General features: G+C 37.4%; 18 protein-coding genes and 1 pseudogene. 5 read left to right on the top strand and 14 right to left on the bottom strand.

All coding sequences use genetic code 11. The features are described 5' to 3' along the window. On the bottom strand, window positions 1-1926 hold a 1926-nt coding region (locus tag JOC36_RS02540), incomplete at its 3' end, for a YSIRK-type signal peptide-containing protein (RefSeq protein ID WP_205144944.1). Window positions 1927-2693: 767 nt separating this feature from the next. Between JOC36_RS02540 and JOC36_RS02550 the strand changes: the two genes are divergently transcribed. The 4 genes and pseudogenes from JOC36_RS02550 to JOC36_RS08860 form a co-directional block, all read left to right on the top strand. Then, window positions 2694-2972, top strand: coding sequence for a transposase (locus tag JOC36_RS02550; protein ID WP_205144946.1), 279 nt, complete (start codon window positions 2694-2696; stop codon window positions 2970-2972). Between the two features lie 59 nt (window positions 2973-3031). Next, window positions 3032-3427: an IS3 family transposase gene (locus JOC36_RS02555; RefSeq protein ID WP_338061824.1), complete on the top strand. Its 396-nt coding sequence runs from the start codon at window positions 3032-3034 to the stop codon at window positions 3425-3427. A 19-nt stretch (window positions 3428-3446) separates the two neighbouring features. Further along, on the top strand, window positions 3447-3692 hold the full coding sequence (locus tag JOC36_RS08855; protein WP_420825615.1) for a DDE-type integrase/transposase/recombinase: 246 nt from the start codon (window positions 3447-3449) through the stop codon (window positions 3690-3692). An 11-nt stretch (window positions 3693-3703) separates the two neighbouring features. Next, window positions 3704-3781: pseudogene (locus JOC36_RS08860) on the top strand (hypothetical protein); the annotation flags it as partial. 171 nt (window positions 3782-3952) lie between these two features. On the opposite strand, the gene JOC36_RS02570 reads toward JOC36_RS08860, so the two are convergent. From JOC36_RS02570 to JOC36_RS02580, 4 genes are all read right to left on the bottom strand, one after another. Then, complete coding sequence (locus tag JOC36_RS02570; protein WP_239517510.1) at window positions 3953-4762, bottom strand: hypothetical protein; 810 nt, start codon at window positions 4760-4762, stop codon at window positions 3953-3955. A 266-nt stretch (window positions 4763-5028) separates the two neighbouring features. Further along, the gene (locus tag JOC36_RS02575; RefSeq protein ID WP_205144948.1) at window positions 5029-5907 is read right to left on the bottom strand and encodes a class II fructose-bisphosphate aldolase; all 879 of its coding nucleotides are present in this window, start codon (window positions 5905-5907) and stop codon (window positions 5029-5031) included. A gap of 236 nt (window positions 5908-6143) precedes the next feature. Next, window positions 6144-6341, bottom strand: a complete 198-nt coding sequence (locus JOC36_RS08890; protein WP_476723323.1) for a DapH/DapD/GlmU-related protein — start codon at window positions 6339-6341, stop codon at window positions 6144-6146. Next, window positions 6298-6759 (bottom strand): LbetaH domain-containing protein, encoded by a 462-nt coding sequence (locus tag JOC36_RS02580; RefSeq protein WP_239517511.1) that lies wholly within the window; start codon window positions 6757-6759, stop codon window positions 6298-6300. The genes JOC36_RS08890 and JOC36_RS02580 overlap by 44 nt, the downstream gene beginning before the upstream one ends. Before the next feature lie 68 nt (window positions 6760-6827). On the opposite strand from JOC36_RS02580, the gene JOC36_RS02585 reads away from it, so the two are divergent. After that, window positions 6828-7100: a hypothetical protein gene (locus JOC36_RS02585; RefSeq protein WP_205144949.1), complete on the top strand. Its 273-nt coding sequence runs from the start codon at window positions 6828-6830 to the stop codon at window positions 7098-7100. Window positions 7101-7789: 689 nt separating this feature from the next. On the opposite strand, the gene JOC36_RS02590 is transcribed toward JOC36_RS02585, so the two are convergent. The 9 genes from JOC36_RS02590 to JOC36_RS02625 all read right to left on the bottom strand — a co-directional run bounded on the left by JOC36_RS02590 (window position 7790) and on the right by JOC36_RS02625 (window position 15291). After that, window positions 7790-7984 carry a hypothetical protein gene (locus JOC36_RS02590; protein WP_205144950.1) on the bottom strand — a complete coding sequence of 65 codons (195 nt, stop codon included), beginning with the start codon at window positions 7982-7984 and terminating at the stop codon, window positions 7790-7792. Continuing rightward, window positions 7959-9242, bottom strand: coding sequence for a DUF5978 domain-containing protein (locus JOC36_RS02595; RefSeq protein WP_205144951.1), 1284 nt, complete (start codon window positions 9240-9242; stop codon window positions 7959-7961). The genes JOC36_RS02590 and JOC36_RS02595 overlap by 26 nt, the downstream gene beginning before the upstream one ends. A gap of 165 nt (window positions 9243-9407) precedes the next feature. Next, on the bottom strand, window positions 9408-9548 hold the full coding sequence (locus JOC36_RS02600; RefSeq protein ID WP_205144952.1) for a hypothetical protein: 141 nt from the start codon (window positions 9546-9548) through the stop codon (window positions 9408-9410). 135 nt (window positions 9549-9683) lie between these two features. After that, window positions 9684-9827, bottom strand: a complete 144-nt coding sequence (locus JOC36_RS02605; RefSeq protein ID WP_205144953.1) for a KxYKxGKxW signal peptide domain-containing protein — start codon at window positions 9825-9827, stop codon at window positions 9684-9686. Between the two features lie 596 nt (window positions 9828-10423). Beyond that, window positions 10424-11845: an aldehyde dehydrogenase family protein gene (locus tag JOC36_RS02610; RefSeq protein ID WP_338061838.1), complete on the bottom strand. Its 1422-nt coding sequence runs from the start codon at window positions 11843-11845 to the stop codon at window positions 10424-10426. A 4-nt stretch (window positions 11846-11849) separates the two neighbouring features. Next, a complete protein-coding gene (locus tag JOC36_RS08760; protein ID WP_275585761.1) occupies window positions 11850-11975 on the bottom strand; it encodes a hypothetical protein in 126 nt (41 codons plus the stop codon). Between the two features lie 161 nt (window positions 11976-12136). Further along, entirely contained in the window at window positions 12137-13192 is a 1056-nt protein-coding gene (locus tag JOC36_RS02615) for an oxidoreductase (protein WP_205144955.1), read from the bottom strand. Between the two features lie 102 nt (window positions 13193-13294). Continuing rightward, the gene (locus tag JOC36_RS02620) at window positions 13295-13933 is read right to left on the bottom strand and encodes a copper homeostasis protein CutC (protein WP_205144956.1); all 639 of its coding nucleotides are present in this window, start codon (window positions 13931-13933) and stop codon (window positions 13295-13297) included. Between the two features lie 155 nt (window positions 13934-14088). Continuing rightward, window positions 14089-15291 (bottom strand): cation:proton antiporter, encoded by a 1203-nt coding sequence (locus JOC36_RS02625; protein WP_205144957.1) that lies wholly within the window; start codon window positions 15289-15291, stop codon window positions 14089-14091. Window positions 15292-15420: the final 129 nt, after the last annotated feature.

Here is a 15420-nt window from a genome sequence, read left to right on the forward strand (position 1 = left end):
CTTGGCAGCATCTTTCTTTTCTTGGAGACTCTTATCACCCTTATTATTCTTGTTCTTTTCGGCTTGCTTCTTGGCTTCATCGATAATCTTATCAATACCATCAGTCGTAGTAGCGCCCTCGATTTGCTTCTTGGCATCTTCCTTTTCCTTATCGGTCAAGTTACCCATGCCGTCGATTTCTTTCTTGGCACCATCCTTTTTATCTTGCAAGTTCTTTTCGGCTTGCTTCTTGGTCTCGTCGATAATCTTGTCAACGCCATCAGTCGTTGTCGCACCATCGATTTGCTTCTTGGCATCTTCCTTTTCCTTATCAGTCAAGTTACCCATGCCATCGATTTCTTTCTTGGCACCATCCTTTTTGTCTTGTAAATCTTTGTCACCCGTTTTAATGCCATCGATAATCTTATCAATACCATCAGTCGTAGTAGCGCCATCGATTTGCTTCTTGGCATCTTCCTTTTCCTTATCGGTCAAGTTACCCATGCCGTCGATTTCTTTCTTGGCACCATCCTTTTTATCTTGCAAGTTCTTTTCGGCTTGCTTCTTGGTCTCGTCGATAATCTTGTCAACACCATCAGTTGTTGTCGTACCATCGATTTGTCTCTTGGCATCTTCCTTTTCCTTATCGGTCAAGTTACCCATGCCGTCAATTTCCTTCTTACCTTGATCTTTCTTATCTTTCAAGTCTTTATCAGCTTTATTCTTAGCATCTTGTTTCTTGGCTTCGTCAACTACCTTGTCAATACTGTCAGTTGTCGTCGCACCATCAACTTGGTTTTTAAAGTCTTCTTTTTCTTTAGTTGTTAGATTACCAAGCGCATCGATATCCTTCTTAGCTTGATTTTTCTTTTCCTTTAAATCAGTCTCATTCTTAAGATTTTGAGCATCTGTCACAATCTTATCAATCTGAGGGATGGTTGTGGAACCATCAACTTGATTTTTAAAATCTTGTTTTTGTTTCACTGTTAAGTTATTCAGAGTATCAATTGTCTTTTTTGCAGCATCCTTAGCATTTTGAATATCTTCAATCTCTTGTGCCTTAACCCATCGATCAGCCAAGTTAAGTGATTCTAAATCTAAAGAACCTGCGGCAAGCTTATCACCCACATCTTTGTTTTTTTCCGTCAATTTTTTACTATTTCTGACATATTCTTGAAGTTCAATAATTTTATCCTTAAATTGTTGTTCACTAAATGCAGTTGACTCATCAACAATACTAGTAACATCTTCTTCGCTTTTAGCTTCATCAATCTTTTTTTTGTATTCTTCCTTTTGTTCAGCAGTTAAGTTTTTATTCGTATCAACTGAAGATTTTGCACTTTCCTTAAACATCTTCATCTGAGTAGAATCATCTTCTGCGCGTGTTGCCGCCTTTAAGCCAACCTTGTTGGAAGCATTAACCTTATTTGTACGCCCACTAGCTGACTGACTGGTTGTAATAAGCGTTGTTTGGCTCCCAACCTCACTCACGGCTTGGCTCTTAGATTCACTCGATGTTGCTTTTTTTTCTTCACTGATTGTTTGGCTCCCAACCTCGCTCACGGCTTGGCTCTTAGATTCACTCGATGTTGCTTTTTTTTCTTCACTGATTGTTTTACTCTGTTCTGCTTCAGTGCTTATCTTACTTGTGACTTGACTTGTTGATTGACTCTTGTCTGTGCTAACTGCTAAGCTACTATCTTCACTCTTCACTTGGTTTGTTACTTGTCTTCTAGTGCTTGTTTGACTTTGCACTTCACTTGTCACTGTCTTTTCAACTGGTTTGGCATTAATTAAACCATTTTTGGTCGTAATAGAACTGGCATCTTTTGACTCTTGTACTGATACATCGGCAAGTACATTTGAGTTAAGGCCAATTGTCAAACCAATCATCACTGATCCAACACCTACACTCAATTTACGAATTGCATATTTCGGCTTTTCCATCTTATCAAAATACATAGTTTACTACCCCATCTTTCTAGGCTGGTTATTTTACGTCACAAATATTTCATTTGTAACGACATCGTAACATCAGAATCAACACTTGAACACCCTAAAAATGATGATTATTTAATAGATTAATCAATATCCATATATACCATTCGACATCATTAGACGAATCATCTCAAATTCAAAAATTACGTTTTCCCAATCTAAATATGGGTAAAACCATTCAAAATATCTGCAATAACAATTTATAAATAGCACTAACCATTAAAAATGTTTTTTCTATCATTCACTGTTATAAACAATGATTTTAATACAAAATCACATTTCATGCGTTATGTCAAGGAACTAAATATAAAAACAAAAAATGAATATTTTTAACGAAACGTCCGAAAAACATAACGTGTTATTTTTTTTAATTTGAATAAGTATGTCGTTACTTAGTTCAAAATATCCAAAGTACCCCTATTCTGATCAACTGTACAAGAAAAGTTAAACACTTGTGCAATAATTTAATCAGTAGAGGAACTTATTTCATGAAAAATTCTTCCGGAAAACGTTATTCAAATGATTTTAAAGAGCGCATTGTCAAATTATACTTAAATGGTCATCAATCTATGATCGCTTTATCATATGAATATGGTGTAAAGACAAGTAACATTTCAAATTGGGCCAAATTGATCATATTGCTCCTATACTGATAAATGGTACAAGAAAAGTTAGACCCCTTGTGAGATAATTTAATTAGTATAGGAGCTTATTTTATGAAAAAATCTTCAGGTAAACATTATTCAAATGATTTTAAAGAACGCATTGTCAGATTATATTTAGACGGTCATCAATCGATGACCGCTTTATCGCGGGAATATGGTGTCACAACAAGTACCATTTCAAAATGGGGTCAAGCGGCTAAACCCATTCAACTAACAAATGGTATAGAAATTAACCAAACGGAAATTAATGCCTTAATTAAAGAGAACGAACAATTGAAAGAAGAAAATGAAATTTTAAAATTAGCGGCGGTATTACTCGGCAAGCGCTAAATGGCACGACAGGGTTAAGGCTTATACAACAGTTGCGTCAACGAGGATACCGCTTAATATTGATTCTTCAGAAACTTTGTATTCCACGACAAACGTATTATAACTGGGTTCACCATGAACCCTCACAACGTGCACAAGATGATCAATGGATTAGTAACCTCCTGTTGCGCATTTGGCGCGAGAATTATAAAGTCTATGGCCGTCCGCGCTTACAATTGACCTTACGGTCATTTGGTATTAAGATTGGGACAGCACGATTAGTTAGGTTGATGCGTCAATTTGGTGTTCGGTCACTCATGTGCCGTCGGTTTAAGAAGCCTGGGACGCATGTTGATTATGCGCAACGACCTAACTTAATTAAAGATTGTCAAAAGACCGCTTCAATTTGGCGAACAGATATTACTTATTATAGAAGAACATCCAGGCCACTGGGTTTATTTAAGCAGTGTCTATAATAATGATGATCACAAAATCATTGCTTATAAAGTCGCTTCTCAAATGACGAGCGACCTCGTTACGGACACATTAAAATTGGCATTGGCTCATCATAAAAATCCAGATTTTGTTCACTCTGATATGGGGAGTCAGTACACTAGTCATCAATTTGAACGATTACTTAATAAATTTAAAATACGTCATTCGTATTCGCTGAAAGGACATCCATATGATAACGGTCCAATCGAAGCTTTTCATTCGATTCTCAAACGTGAGTTTGTTTAACCAAGTTTAAAAACGATGATGATCTGATTCTAAAAATTGAAAATTATATGTATTGGTACAATCACAGTAGAATTCGGATGGCTGTCTAACTATTTATGTACCATTTATTGACATAGGAGCATATTGACATTAGCGGTACGTATATTAAACTCATACAATAACTTTGACTCTAACATAATTATGCCAAGACTTAATTTAAAAAATAAAAAGGGCCATGCATTAAATTTAATGCATGGCCCTTTTTATAAATTTAGAAACCGTTATTCTTCAATATAAAACCGATTCTTTGCCTGTGTTAATTGTGATAGATAATCGAATTTTGCTTGTGCCGTCTTCAAATCCATTAGTTTTTGTTCAAGCGTATCAAATGAAAGTTGTTCTTCTGCGTCAGCTTCATAAATATAGCAGGGATCGTCATAATGTGCATATTTTGCAGTATCTTTCTCATCAAAAGCATGCACATTTGGACGAAGCCAAAAAATATCACGTTTCAACTGCTTAGCTGGACTACCACCAAAAATTGTATTAGAAGGCACTGATTTCGTTAACACGGATTCAGCGGCAATAATACTACCTGATCCAATGTTAACTCCCTTCAAAATACGAGTATTTTGGCCAATCCAAACATGGTCGCCAATATAAATACTTTTACTAGGATTGACCCGATCCATACTTTCAGTTGAATAAATCAAATGTGGATCAGCTACTCGAACATCAATATCATACGACATCATATTATCGTCGCCAATTAAAATATTCTTATATTCTGAGAGTCGAAAAGCCGCTCGAACCAAATTAATCGAATTATTTTTCCCCATGTAAAAAACAGAATTATGATAAATATCCACTAAAAATGGGCACCCGTGATTTGTCTTTCGAATATAAACAAGCGAGTTATTTCCTCGCATATTAATTTCAACATTTTTCAAAGTTGTGCCAGGATCAATATAAACAATATTGTCTTCCCCTTTAAACCAAATGGTTGAGTCTTCCAAAACCACTTTGTCAGCAAGTAAAGTATTATTTCCAACTTCAGGTTGCTCTGTTAAATCACTAATGAGGTAATCCATGTTTTTGCTCCTAATTATCATTTCATATACTTAAATCTTAGTGCCCTGGCAAAACTTAGCTCACTAGCAACTACGATTTTAATCGTCTATACTTGTATAATATAAATATATTATACAAGCTGCATTGACTAACTGATCTGGATTTTTAACATATTATCCTATTATAACTCATAAAATGACTAAGCATCACTTTCTTTTATAATCAATTTATGACATAAAGAACACTAATTCACATTAATCAGCACTTTTATATAAATATAAATTTATTACGCCTTACCATTTGAACCAAAGACAGTGATGCGATCTTCACACATCGCCTGAATAGCTTCCGTACCAGTTTCTAAGAATCTACGTGGGTCATAGTTCTTTCCTTCCAAATCCTTATCTGCCTGCACAAAATTACGAATGGCTTTGTGGAAAGCTAACTGTCCTTCCGTATTCACATTAACTTTAGAAATTCCTAGCTTAATAGCTGCTTGAACTTGATCATCCGGAATTCCTGAACCACCGTGTAAGACCAACGGCAAATCATAGCCTAATTTATCATATAGCATATCCGAAATAGATTTCAAATGTGCTAAATTCAAGCCCTTCCAATTATCTGGATAAGGTCCATGGATATTTCCGATCCCAACTGCCAATGAGTCTACACCAGCTTGAGCCACCTTTAGTGTATCTTCCAATGATGCTAACTCTCCATCAGCAATCACACCATCTTCTTCTCCGCCAATCGTGCCCACTTCACCCTCTAATTGCTTGTTATGTATATGGACTTTCTTAGCAACTTCCGACGTTTTCGCAACATTTTCTTCCAACGGCAATGATGAACCATCAAACATAATTGACGTGAAATCTGCATCTAAGGCTTCATCGACTTCTGCGTAAGTTCCATGATCCAAATGAATTGACACTGGTACCGTTGCGCCTAAAGCTTCATACATATCTGCAATTAAATCATGTGCAACCTTGAAGTTACCCATGTATTTAGCGGCGCCACCCGTCACCTGCATAATAACTGGTGATTGCATTTTTTCACAGGCTAAAATAATAGCCTTAGCCCATTCTAGATTATTGACATTAAAAGCTGGAACAGCATAATGCTCAGCGCGTGCTTTTTGCAACATTTCGACACCATTTGTAATCATTAATTTTACTCCTTTATTTCTGTGACACTAACTTTGACCAATCGATTGACCCATTAGTTACAGAATAACATTTTTCACAAATTAACTAAACCAATCATATGATTAAAAATCGCCTCTTTAAATTAGAAATCCGTCTCGTTTGGTACTCGGACAACCTGATCATGCACTAGTTGTTCTACAATCTCAACCCTATTACAAGCAACTCCCTTCAACAAGTTATGTGAAACAACCCATGCCTAGAATGAGCCTGAATTTTCTAAATCTGAACGGCCACGCCCAACAAATGTGTTTTCTGGTACATCTTGCGTAACCACCGTGCCAGCTACCACCACAGCATCTTTCCCCACTTGGACACCTTTAATCACAACTGCACCAGCCCCAATTAAGACATCATTGCCAAATTCGCACCGGGTTTGCTGAAGTTTGTTCAACAACACCAGCTAGCACTGCATTCGCTCCAATATGCGCATGATTACCAACAATTGCACGTCCGCCCAAGACTGCTCCCATCATAATGACCGCATTTTTTACAATGACGACTTGATCTCGATTGATGGATCCAGGTTCAATCCGCGCTGGTACATCAGCATAATTTAACATGGGGACTCCTGAATTACGTGCCTGTAATTCAACCTGCATATGGTAAATTTGCACATGATTTTGCTCTAAAATAGGCCGGATATCCTTTAAGTCACCATAAATGACCGCTGTCTCTGTATTTGCAAAAGCCTCAGCCGCTTCAAGGAAATCCAATTCATTCAATCGATTACCTGCTAAGTCAATTCGAACTGGTGTTAACTCTGGAACTTTTACAATTGTTTCAATAATGTCTTCTGCTGATAATTCCGCCATATGATTTCTCCTTCTTATTTAACTAGTTTAGAAAAACATCCTTATTCTGCTTCATAATACCGATTTTGGTGCTGGACAAGGTCAACCCTAACTACACTGTTTCATTAGATGATGCATTTAGATTCAGTTCAGCCATCTACGTTGAAATTCAAAAACAGTACTTTTCAAACGAAATTCCTTTTAGTCAAGCAACTGATATGTTTTCTTCTGTATATCCATCTGTTTCAAAGAAAATTTTCGAATTGCTGGATCATTTAAAGTCTAAGATTACGTTAAATCAGATTCAATTAGAGCATCTATATTTTGTCATTGTGATTGAAGTCATGACTTCAATCCGTTAATTGAATTGGATTATGTTGAGATTTGCGTATCATTTTGTAGAGGACAAAATACAACAAAATGGGTTACGCAAAATTTAGAAGATTACAGTTATTTGAATTTGCACATTGTAAATGAAATTAGCTCAACAACAGATTTATATGTGGGTGATGTTCCGTTAGAATCTAATCCTTATCATCTCTATCAAGTGATTTGGAATAAGCCGACTTACCCACCAGACTGGTATGATATCGAAGAATTAATCTGCGTCATAAAAAATATAATGGACAAGAACAACCAAATTTCAATTAAAGAGACAACTTAGTCATTCAACACTAGGTTGTTTTTTTTATTGTCACTTAGTGGACTTGCATTCATCTCTGTCTCCTTTATTTTTTCGAAAAAAGCCCCTCCATAACTAGTTTTTTTTGAACTAATTATTGAGGGGATCTTTAATCATTTTATTTAATTTCGCAATTCATACATGTTTTTAATTAACTATCTTTGCGCTTTCGTGATACACCAAATCTTGTCAATCTAACTGCAAGTAATACGCTGACAATTGACCATACCGCGCTTTCTTTAATTCCAGTTTCTGGCAATATCACTTGCTTTGCATTATCACAAGCTCATGAATTTCCTTTGCTGACTTTGCATTTGAAATTGCATCTGTCACCTTTGCTTTTTCATCTGGGGTAAGATTCTTCATCTCTTAAACACTCTTTTCCCCGATTTGCTTCAAATGATTCAACTTTCCATTTGCACCGTCTGTTGTACGATTTCCTGGTTCTGTTGTTTTAGGATTAGTCTCCTTATTACCTGTATTACCAGGAATTTCAACTTCAGGTACAAGTTTAGGAGTCTTATCCGGTGTCTCCTTATTACCCCGTTTTGCCAGGAATCTCAACTTCAGGTTCAGGCTTCTTATCCTTTGACGTGTATGGAATTTCGATACTCTTTCCCGCTTCTGGAATGGTCACTTCGATTGGCTTTGAAGTCTTATTGTAACCTGGAATTTCAGGCATTTCCTTTGGATCAATCGTTAGCTTATCACCTGGCTTACCTGGGAACTTAGGGAACTTAGGGAACTTAGGGAACTTAGGGAACTCGATTCCAGTATGTGAGATTTCCTTACCAGTTTCCTTATCAACGGGGGTTGATGGGGTCTCTGTTTGTTTATCTGGAACATCTGGAATATATGTCACTTCTGTGTCGACACCTGGATTGTTCTTATCAATTGGGTAAGGTGTTCCAGGTGTTAAAGGCTTTCCATCCTTATCGATTGGCTTAAATCCTGGAATATTAAGAATTGTAGGTTCACCAACAGTGAAAGGATTATCAGGATCATTTGGATATGGAACAGGGTCAACTCCGGGCATTGGCTTTCCATTTTTATCAACTGGAATCAAGCGTCCAACATCATCATAGCGATAAATGACATCTGAACTTGGGATAAATGGATTAATTAGATTAATGTATCTACCGTCGCCCTTTGGAATTGCCTTATTTGTATTAGCTTCTAACGTGTAAGTTCCAATATAGCGACCATTGTTAGTAACCGTTCCTTCCATCCGACCTGAATGGTCTAATAACTTCCAAGTAACTTGGGTTCCGTCTCCAAATGAAATTTTCCAAATATCTCCGATGTTTTTAAATGGTGATAGACGACCAGATTGAGGCGCCTTATCTCGATCTAATAGAACCTTACCATTAATGACAGGCAATTTTGGATTAACTTCAAAGATTTGTCCATCCATACCTTCTTGACGAATTGGATATAACAAATCTTTGCCAGTTTTAGCATCCACAAAATGAATTTCTTGCTTATTTTGCTTAGAAATCAGGCGTCCAACATATGAGAAGCTTGAACTACCATCATCTGGTTGAACTTCAATATTATTGAACAAATTATTGAGCACTTGATTTCTAGGTGCATTAATTTGGAAAGAATCTCCAAGATTTACATATTCAAAGTTCCAATCACTTTTAACACGTTGGCCCTGTTGAACTTCGTAACTCTTAACTAATTTACCATCATCAACTTCACTGAAGAATAATGTACCATTTTTGGCTGTTCGACTAGTTGACATGATAATTTGTTTATTAGTGCCCTTAACCTTCATGGCACCAAAAGTGAAATGATCCTTATTTTGATCTACCCACATATTTGAAGGATATGCTGGGTCTTTAAGATTTAACGTTGCTTCATTTTTAACTTGCTGCTGTTTTACAGACGCTTTGACTATATTAGCCTTGTTTTGATGAGTACTAATCTTTTGGTTTGTTGCCTTTGTGGCCGCCTTAGTGCGAGCCGCTTGTTTCCCTACTTTTTAATTTGTCGTTGCTTTTGCATTCACTTGCTTGTCAACTGACGTTGCGGGTGCCTTTTTATTTGAATCAGTAGCGACCTGCTTGTCCACAGGATCGATTTCAACTTGCTTGCTTGTCGCATTAGTGTTTGTTTCTGTCACACCTTGCTTATCTGTAGCAGTTTCACTTGCTTCTTTATCGTTGGCAGCTTCAGCAGACTGAGTTGTATACTTTACGCCATCAACTTCTTGTTCATCGAACGCTGCTTGCGAATCACTCAGCGAATTCTCAGTCGCTTACGAATTTGTACTAGCTTCATCAGCCGACACTGGGCCTCCTGATAAAAGTCCTCCTGAAGCCAAGACTAATGTTGAAATTCCAGCATAAAGCCATAGCTTTCCCAATTTATACATCTTGTAGTGCATCTTATTTTCCGGCATAATATTCTCCTTTAAGAATATTTTAACTTGTCGACCACGAATAGATTTGGTCAATTTTTAGTGCTTACGATGGCTAACTGAAAAATTGATCATTTTCGTAGCTATCAGAAGCACGGATAAATTAAACCATGTGTGCGCCATTTAAAATTCAAAATTCGAAAAATACCGTCTCTGAAATTTAAAAATTTAAAAAAGTTACACCGGTATAAATTAAAATGCAGTATGCCAATCCATAAAACGTTCAAGAACACCTATTCAACCCACTTTTCCACCTTTAGTTTAAGGAAAATTAGAGATTATATAATTAATAAATCGAACAAGTAAATACGCAAATTTTTCTAATTAATTAGCTTCCACTTTTTATCGATTACTTTCTCAGTATTTTTATTTTCCATTTTTGAAAATAGACTAAACCGAAAAGTAGCTATTAGCTTCCAACTTTTAAAGTCAATACCAATTTAAACTGGACACTTCTCTCACCTTCACCATTATTTTTAAATTTACACGCTGTCTCATCACATTGTCGCTAAAATATTTACCATACTAAAAAGGTCGAAAGCGCAATTGCACTTTCGACCTTTTCAATTTACATTTTATTAACCGTGATACCGCGTACCTGATTGCATCTCCAAGAATTGCAAGACATAATTCGTTGTTCCAGTCTTACCATCGGTACCTGACATATTGAAACCACCAAATGGGTGTTGGTAAACCAACGCTCCAGTCGTCTTATGATTGATGTACAAATTACCAACGTAGAAATGATCAACCGCAGCTTGAATGTGTTCCTCATTTTGTGAATACACCGCTCCAATCAAGCCATAAATCGTATCGTTAGCCAAATCCAAATCTTCTTGATATGTTTGAACCTTCATCACACCCAAAACAGGTCCAAAGATTTCTTCAGTGAAGATCCGTGAATCTGGGGTCACTTCAAATAATGTCGGTTCAATAAACCAACCTACTGACTCATCATAGTCACCACCGACCAGGAAAGTATTCTTATCAGGATTTTCCTTACCATAGTCAATGTAGCTCGTGATTTTATCAAAAGCATGTTGGGCAACTACTGGTCCAACATCCCCGTTTTCACGAGCAGGCTTATGAGTCAATTCACCCATCTTTGTCTTTACCTTATCCACCAATTCATCATAAACTGCATCCAAGACAATTAAACGTGAACCAGCTGAACACTTCTGACCTTGCATCAAGAAAGCTGATTGAACAATTCCAGTCGCAACCAAATCTAAGTCAGCATCTTCATCAACAATAATTGCGTTCTTACCACCCATTTCAGCAACAACACGCTTAATCCATTTTTGTCCCTCTTGAGGAGTGGCTGCTAATTGATTGATGTGCAAACCAACATTCATTGAACCAGTGAAGTTAATGAAACGAATCTGTGGATGGGCAACAACATAGTCTCCAATTTCTTCGTTTTCACCCATGACAAAGTTTACCAACCCTGTTGGAAACCCAGCTTCTTCAATCATTTCAAATAGCTTATAACCAACAAACGCCGTATCAGCCGATGGCTTCATTAACATGCCGTTTCCATCCAAGACAGCGCCCATCACCATGCCACCAAGGATGGAAGCGGGGAAATTCCAAGGTGAAATTGCTACACCAACACCAATTGGAATATAGCGGGCTTCACGATCTTCGACCGATGAGGGTATCAAATAATCCAAGCCATCCTTCAAGTCATCCACACCAATCATATAAGCATGGATGAAATCAATCAATTCACAAATTTCACCATCGGCTTCAGAAATGTTTTTACCGCTTTCTTCAACCATCCAAGCAATCATCTCATAACGGTGGTCTTCAATAACATCAACTAATTTACCGCCAAGTGCAATCCGTTCCTCTGCTGGTACGAACTTCCATTCATCAAAAGCAGCTTGACTGGCTTTAATCGCTTCATCAACATTTTCTTTCGTACCAAGTGATAGTTCGCCAATCACTTCCGCCTTCTTGGCTGGGTTAACACTAGCTTGTGTTTTATCCGTATAGATACGCTTACCATATTACAATTAAAGGAATCTTTTGACCCTTTTCACTGTCTACTTTATTGAATGCATCTGTCAACTTTTGTTGAACAGTTGCATTATTCAAATCTAATTCTACTTCATTCTTAAATTTCATAAGATCCTCGCTTTCAGGGTTCGGTGCAGAATTTACTATAGCTATCTAGCTGACCATAGTATAGCATCTCCCTCATTTTCATAGAAGCGCTTTCAGGGTTTTACACAAAAAAACAGTCTCCTTAAATTGAGACTGTTTAAAATCATGCTTTATTTTCATCCTTAATCAGATAACTTGATGGTATGTGGTTGATCTGTGCTGAGTCCTTGTTCAAGAATTTCAATCACACTCAACATTTGTTCATCACTCACCAATTTTTCCGCATGGTTGACCAACGTATCATAGACCGCATCATAAACACGCCCGTAATCCCCCGGAATGGTTGGAACCGTCTTCTCAATCCGATCATGGTTCTGATTATAATACACCAATTGACCATAATCTTGAGGTGCATCTAAACCAAAATTAGCCTGTCCTGGCATAATGCCACTCTTTAAATCATATTCTTGTTGATCAATATTGTATTTAATATATGTGCCTTTTGTTCCTTGTAAGATCCACTTTGGGTAAGCCACTGCTGCTAACTCAGTCGCTTGGACAGTCACTTTAAAAGCATGATCATAAAACAATTGTGCTTCAAATTGATCATCTAATGGCGCATCTAAGATGCGGGTTGCACGTACATCATAATTCACAAATTTAGGACGACCAAACAAGCTCACCATCTGGTCAACCAAATGAACACCATGCCCATACCAATCGCCATCCATTGTGTCACCTGCTTTACCGCCATCATTTGGACGATAATGATCCATATGCACTTCTAAATCAATTGGCCGAGCAACATAACCAGTTTGCAAAACATGTTGTAAAGTCAAAAAGTCACTGTCAAAGCGTCGATTCTGGAACGGCATCACAAACAGATTATTTTGTTTAGCTAAGCCGACAAGCGTTTTTGCTTCCTCCAATGTTCGTGTCATTGGCTTATCAACCATGACATTTTTACCATGTTCTAACAGCGTTTTTACCATCTCAAAATGCGAAGGTGCTGGTGTAACAACAACTACTAAATCAAGACTATTGTCATTTAAAACATCATCTAAGTTTTCAGTAAAAGTCGTCCCTTTTGCTTCCCAAGCAGCCTCATCTTCTGGACGCTTACCAAGATGGCGGGCATAAATTGTTTTAACGTTAAAACGATCTAGACGCTGTGCGATATATGGTAAATGGTAACGATTCGTACTTTTACCAAAACCAACATAAGCAATATTTAACATAAATTTCCTCCCCAAGTTTTGTAGCCGAACTGATTGAATCCGGCCCAATTAGTAATTATCATACCATATCTACACTTACTTTTACCAAGGGGCCTCTCAGCATTAGTCCAAGCAAACAATTTTTGACCCATGAACTTCTTCCACACCTAAAAAGTCACAGATTGCTTCACAATTTTGATACGTAATTCCTCCACCTGGTAAAATGGTTAAATTTGCTGGTGCTTGCTGACATAGCCAGGTTAAATGCGGTAAATTTTCTTGAATTGTTTGCTGCATCGCGCCACCATGGGTCAACACTCGCTTGACTTGATGTCGTTCCAACCAATCCAAAGCAAAAACTTGTTGTTCTGAAGTGATCGTATCAAAAGCCATATGAAAAATTACATCCATAGGCTGGGCAGCTTCCAGTAGTTTCACCATATTTGCCCGATCAAGTTTGCCATCAGACAAAACAGCCCCAAAAGTAACTGCTTCAACGCCTAAACTACGTAGACGTTTCAATGTGTCACACATTTTTTCAATTTCCCGATGTGAATATACAAAGTCTCCAGGCCTAGGGCGTACCATCACAGCGACTGGCACTCCAAAAGTATCAGCAACTGCTAAAGTTTGTTCAATCATCGATTGACTAGGTGTTAAGCCACCCACTGCTAAGTTTTCATTTAATTCAATGCGTGCAACGCCTCGTTTAATTGCCCGTTCTAACTGGTCCGTCGAACCGACAGCCATTTCTTTTAGCATGGTCCCCTCCACATTTTGATAACGCTTACATTAACATCTCCTATCAAATTAACATAGCCACCTTAAAGAAAGATAGCCCGTTACGATTTTTATAGAGATTCTTAATATGACTAGGCATTAAAAAAAGCCTGCTCTCAGTGAGTAGGCTTTTTAACTTAACTTTGTTGAACTTCAGCGGGTTGTTCTTCCTCAACTGAATGATCAAATTTAAATAAATAACGCAACAAAAGTGGACCAATAATTGTTGCCAAGATAATGATAATTAGCAGCATCCCTTGTTGGTCAGAATTAATAACTCCGGCTGCCAAGCCCATTTGAGCAATAACAATTGAGAATTCGCCCCGTGGCACTGTTCCTGTTCCAATGATGGCCGAGTCGACCCAGGAATATCCAGTTAATTTAGCACCCATTCCACTACCAACTAACTTTGAAAGGATGGCTAAAATCGTTCCGACAATAATCAATGGTAGATAATCCATGATTTTGTCTAAATGAACATGGAGCCCAACTGAAACTAAGAAAATTGGAATAAAGAATGTATATGATACAACATTGGAAGCTTTTTCCACCCGATGAGCCACATCTGTTTCCGCAATTGCCACACCTGAGAAGAAAGTCCCAATAATCGCTGAAAGCCCAAATAATTCTGCTAAACTAGCCAGTGTAAATAACATAATGAAAGCGCCTAAGATATCACTATATGGGAAATCTAATTTTTCAAACCAGTTCATTACTGGTGTTGCAACCCAACGAATAATTGAAAATGCAAGAATGAAGAATAATACCTGTAATAATAATGTCATGCCAATCCCATGTGAAGGACCATGTCCATCGACCGGTGCACCATTCGTAAAAAATACTAAGAAGACTGACAATAAACTAATTGCAAACACATCGTCAAAAATCGCTGCTCCAAGAATTGTTTGACCATTTTTAGTCTTCAAGCGCTTAAATTCTTTCAAGACATCAACAGTAATTGACGTTGACATCGCGGCAAACACAATTCCAAAGAAAATCGAAACACCAATTGATTCATGCAAAAATGAAGTTCCAAACCAGTAGAACGTCGCAACCGGAATGATAGCCCCAAATGTCGCCACTGAAATTGCAGGAATCAAATATTTCTTTAATAACCGCAGATCACTCTCAAGTCCGGCAATAAACATCAAGGTCATTACCCCAATTTCAGCCAAAAATTCTATATCACTTGTTGGTTTAACCCAATTCAACATTGCTGGTCCAACCACAACCCCGACAACTAATTGACCAACTACCGACGGCAAACCAATTTTCCTAAATAAAGTTCCTGATAACAATGCTGCAAGCAAAATTATCGCAATCATACCAAAGTCGCCCATGCAACTACCTCCGTGTTTAATGTGAATTTTTTTATCTTGACGCTAAAACGTCTTTTTATACGTCTTAAAAAAACTGCCTAAAGTTATGATAACATTAATTTAATTACTTTTATAGAACTTATTCTGAAT

It is taken from the genome of Weissella uvarum (genome assembly GCF_016908785.1).
Lineage (GTDB): Bacteria > Bacillota > Bacilli > Lactobacillales > Lactobacillaceae > Weissella > Weissella uvarum.

Excerpts from the sequence above, each read along its gene's own strand:
- JOC36_RS02550 (WP_205144946.1), top strand. The coding sequence starts at position 2,694 with ATGAAAAAATCTTCAGGTAAACATTATTCAAATGATTTTAAAGAACGC.
- JOC36_RS02570 (WP_239517510.1), bottom strand. The coding sequence starts at position 4,762 with ATGGATTACCTCATTAGTGATTTAACAGAGCAACCTGAAGTTGGAAAT.
- JOC36_RS02575 (WP_205144948.1), bottom strand. The coding sequence starts at position 5,907 with ATGATTACAAATGGTGTCGAAATGTTGCAAAAAGCACGCGCTGAGCAT.
- JOC36_RS02580 (WP_239517511.1), bottom strand. The coding sequence starts at position 6,759 with ATGGCGGAATTATCAGCAGAAGACATTATTGAAACAATTGTAAAAGTT.
- JOC36_RS02595 (WP_205144951.1), bottom strand. The coding sequence starts at position 9,242 with ATGTGGGTAGATCAAAATAAGGATCATTTCACTTTTGGTGCCATGAAG.
- JOC36_RS02605 (WP_205144953.1), bottom strand. The coding sequence starts at position 9,827 with ATGCCGGAAAATAAGATGCACTACAAGATGTATAAATTGGGAAAGCTA.
- JOC36_RS08760 (WP_275585761.1), bottom strand. The coding sequence starts at position 11,975 with ATGAAATTTAAGAATGAAGTAGAATTAGATTTGAATAATGCAACTGTT.
- JOC36_RS02615 (WP_205144955.1), bottom strand. The coding sequence starts at position 13,192 with ATGTTAAATATTGCTTATGTTGGTTTTGGTAAAAGTACGAATCGTTAC.
- JOC36_RS02620 (WP_205144956.1), bottom strand. The coding sequence starts at position 13,933 with ATGCTAAAAGAAATGGCTGTCGGTTCGACGGACCAGTTAGAACGGGCA.
- JOC36_RS02625 (WP_205144957.1), bottom strand. The coding sequence starts at position 15,291 with ATGGGCGACTTTGGTATGATTGCGATAATTTTGCTTGCAGCATTGTTA.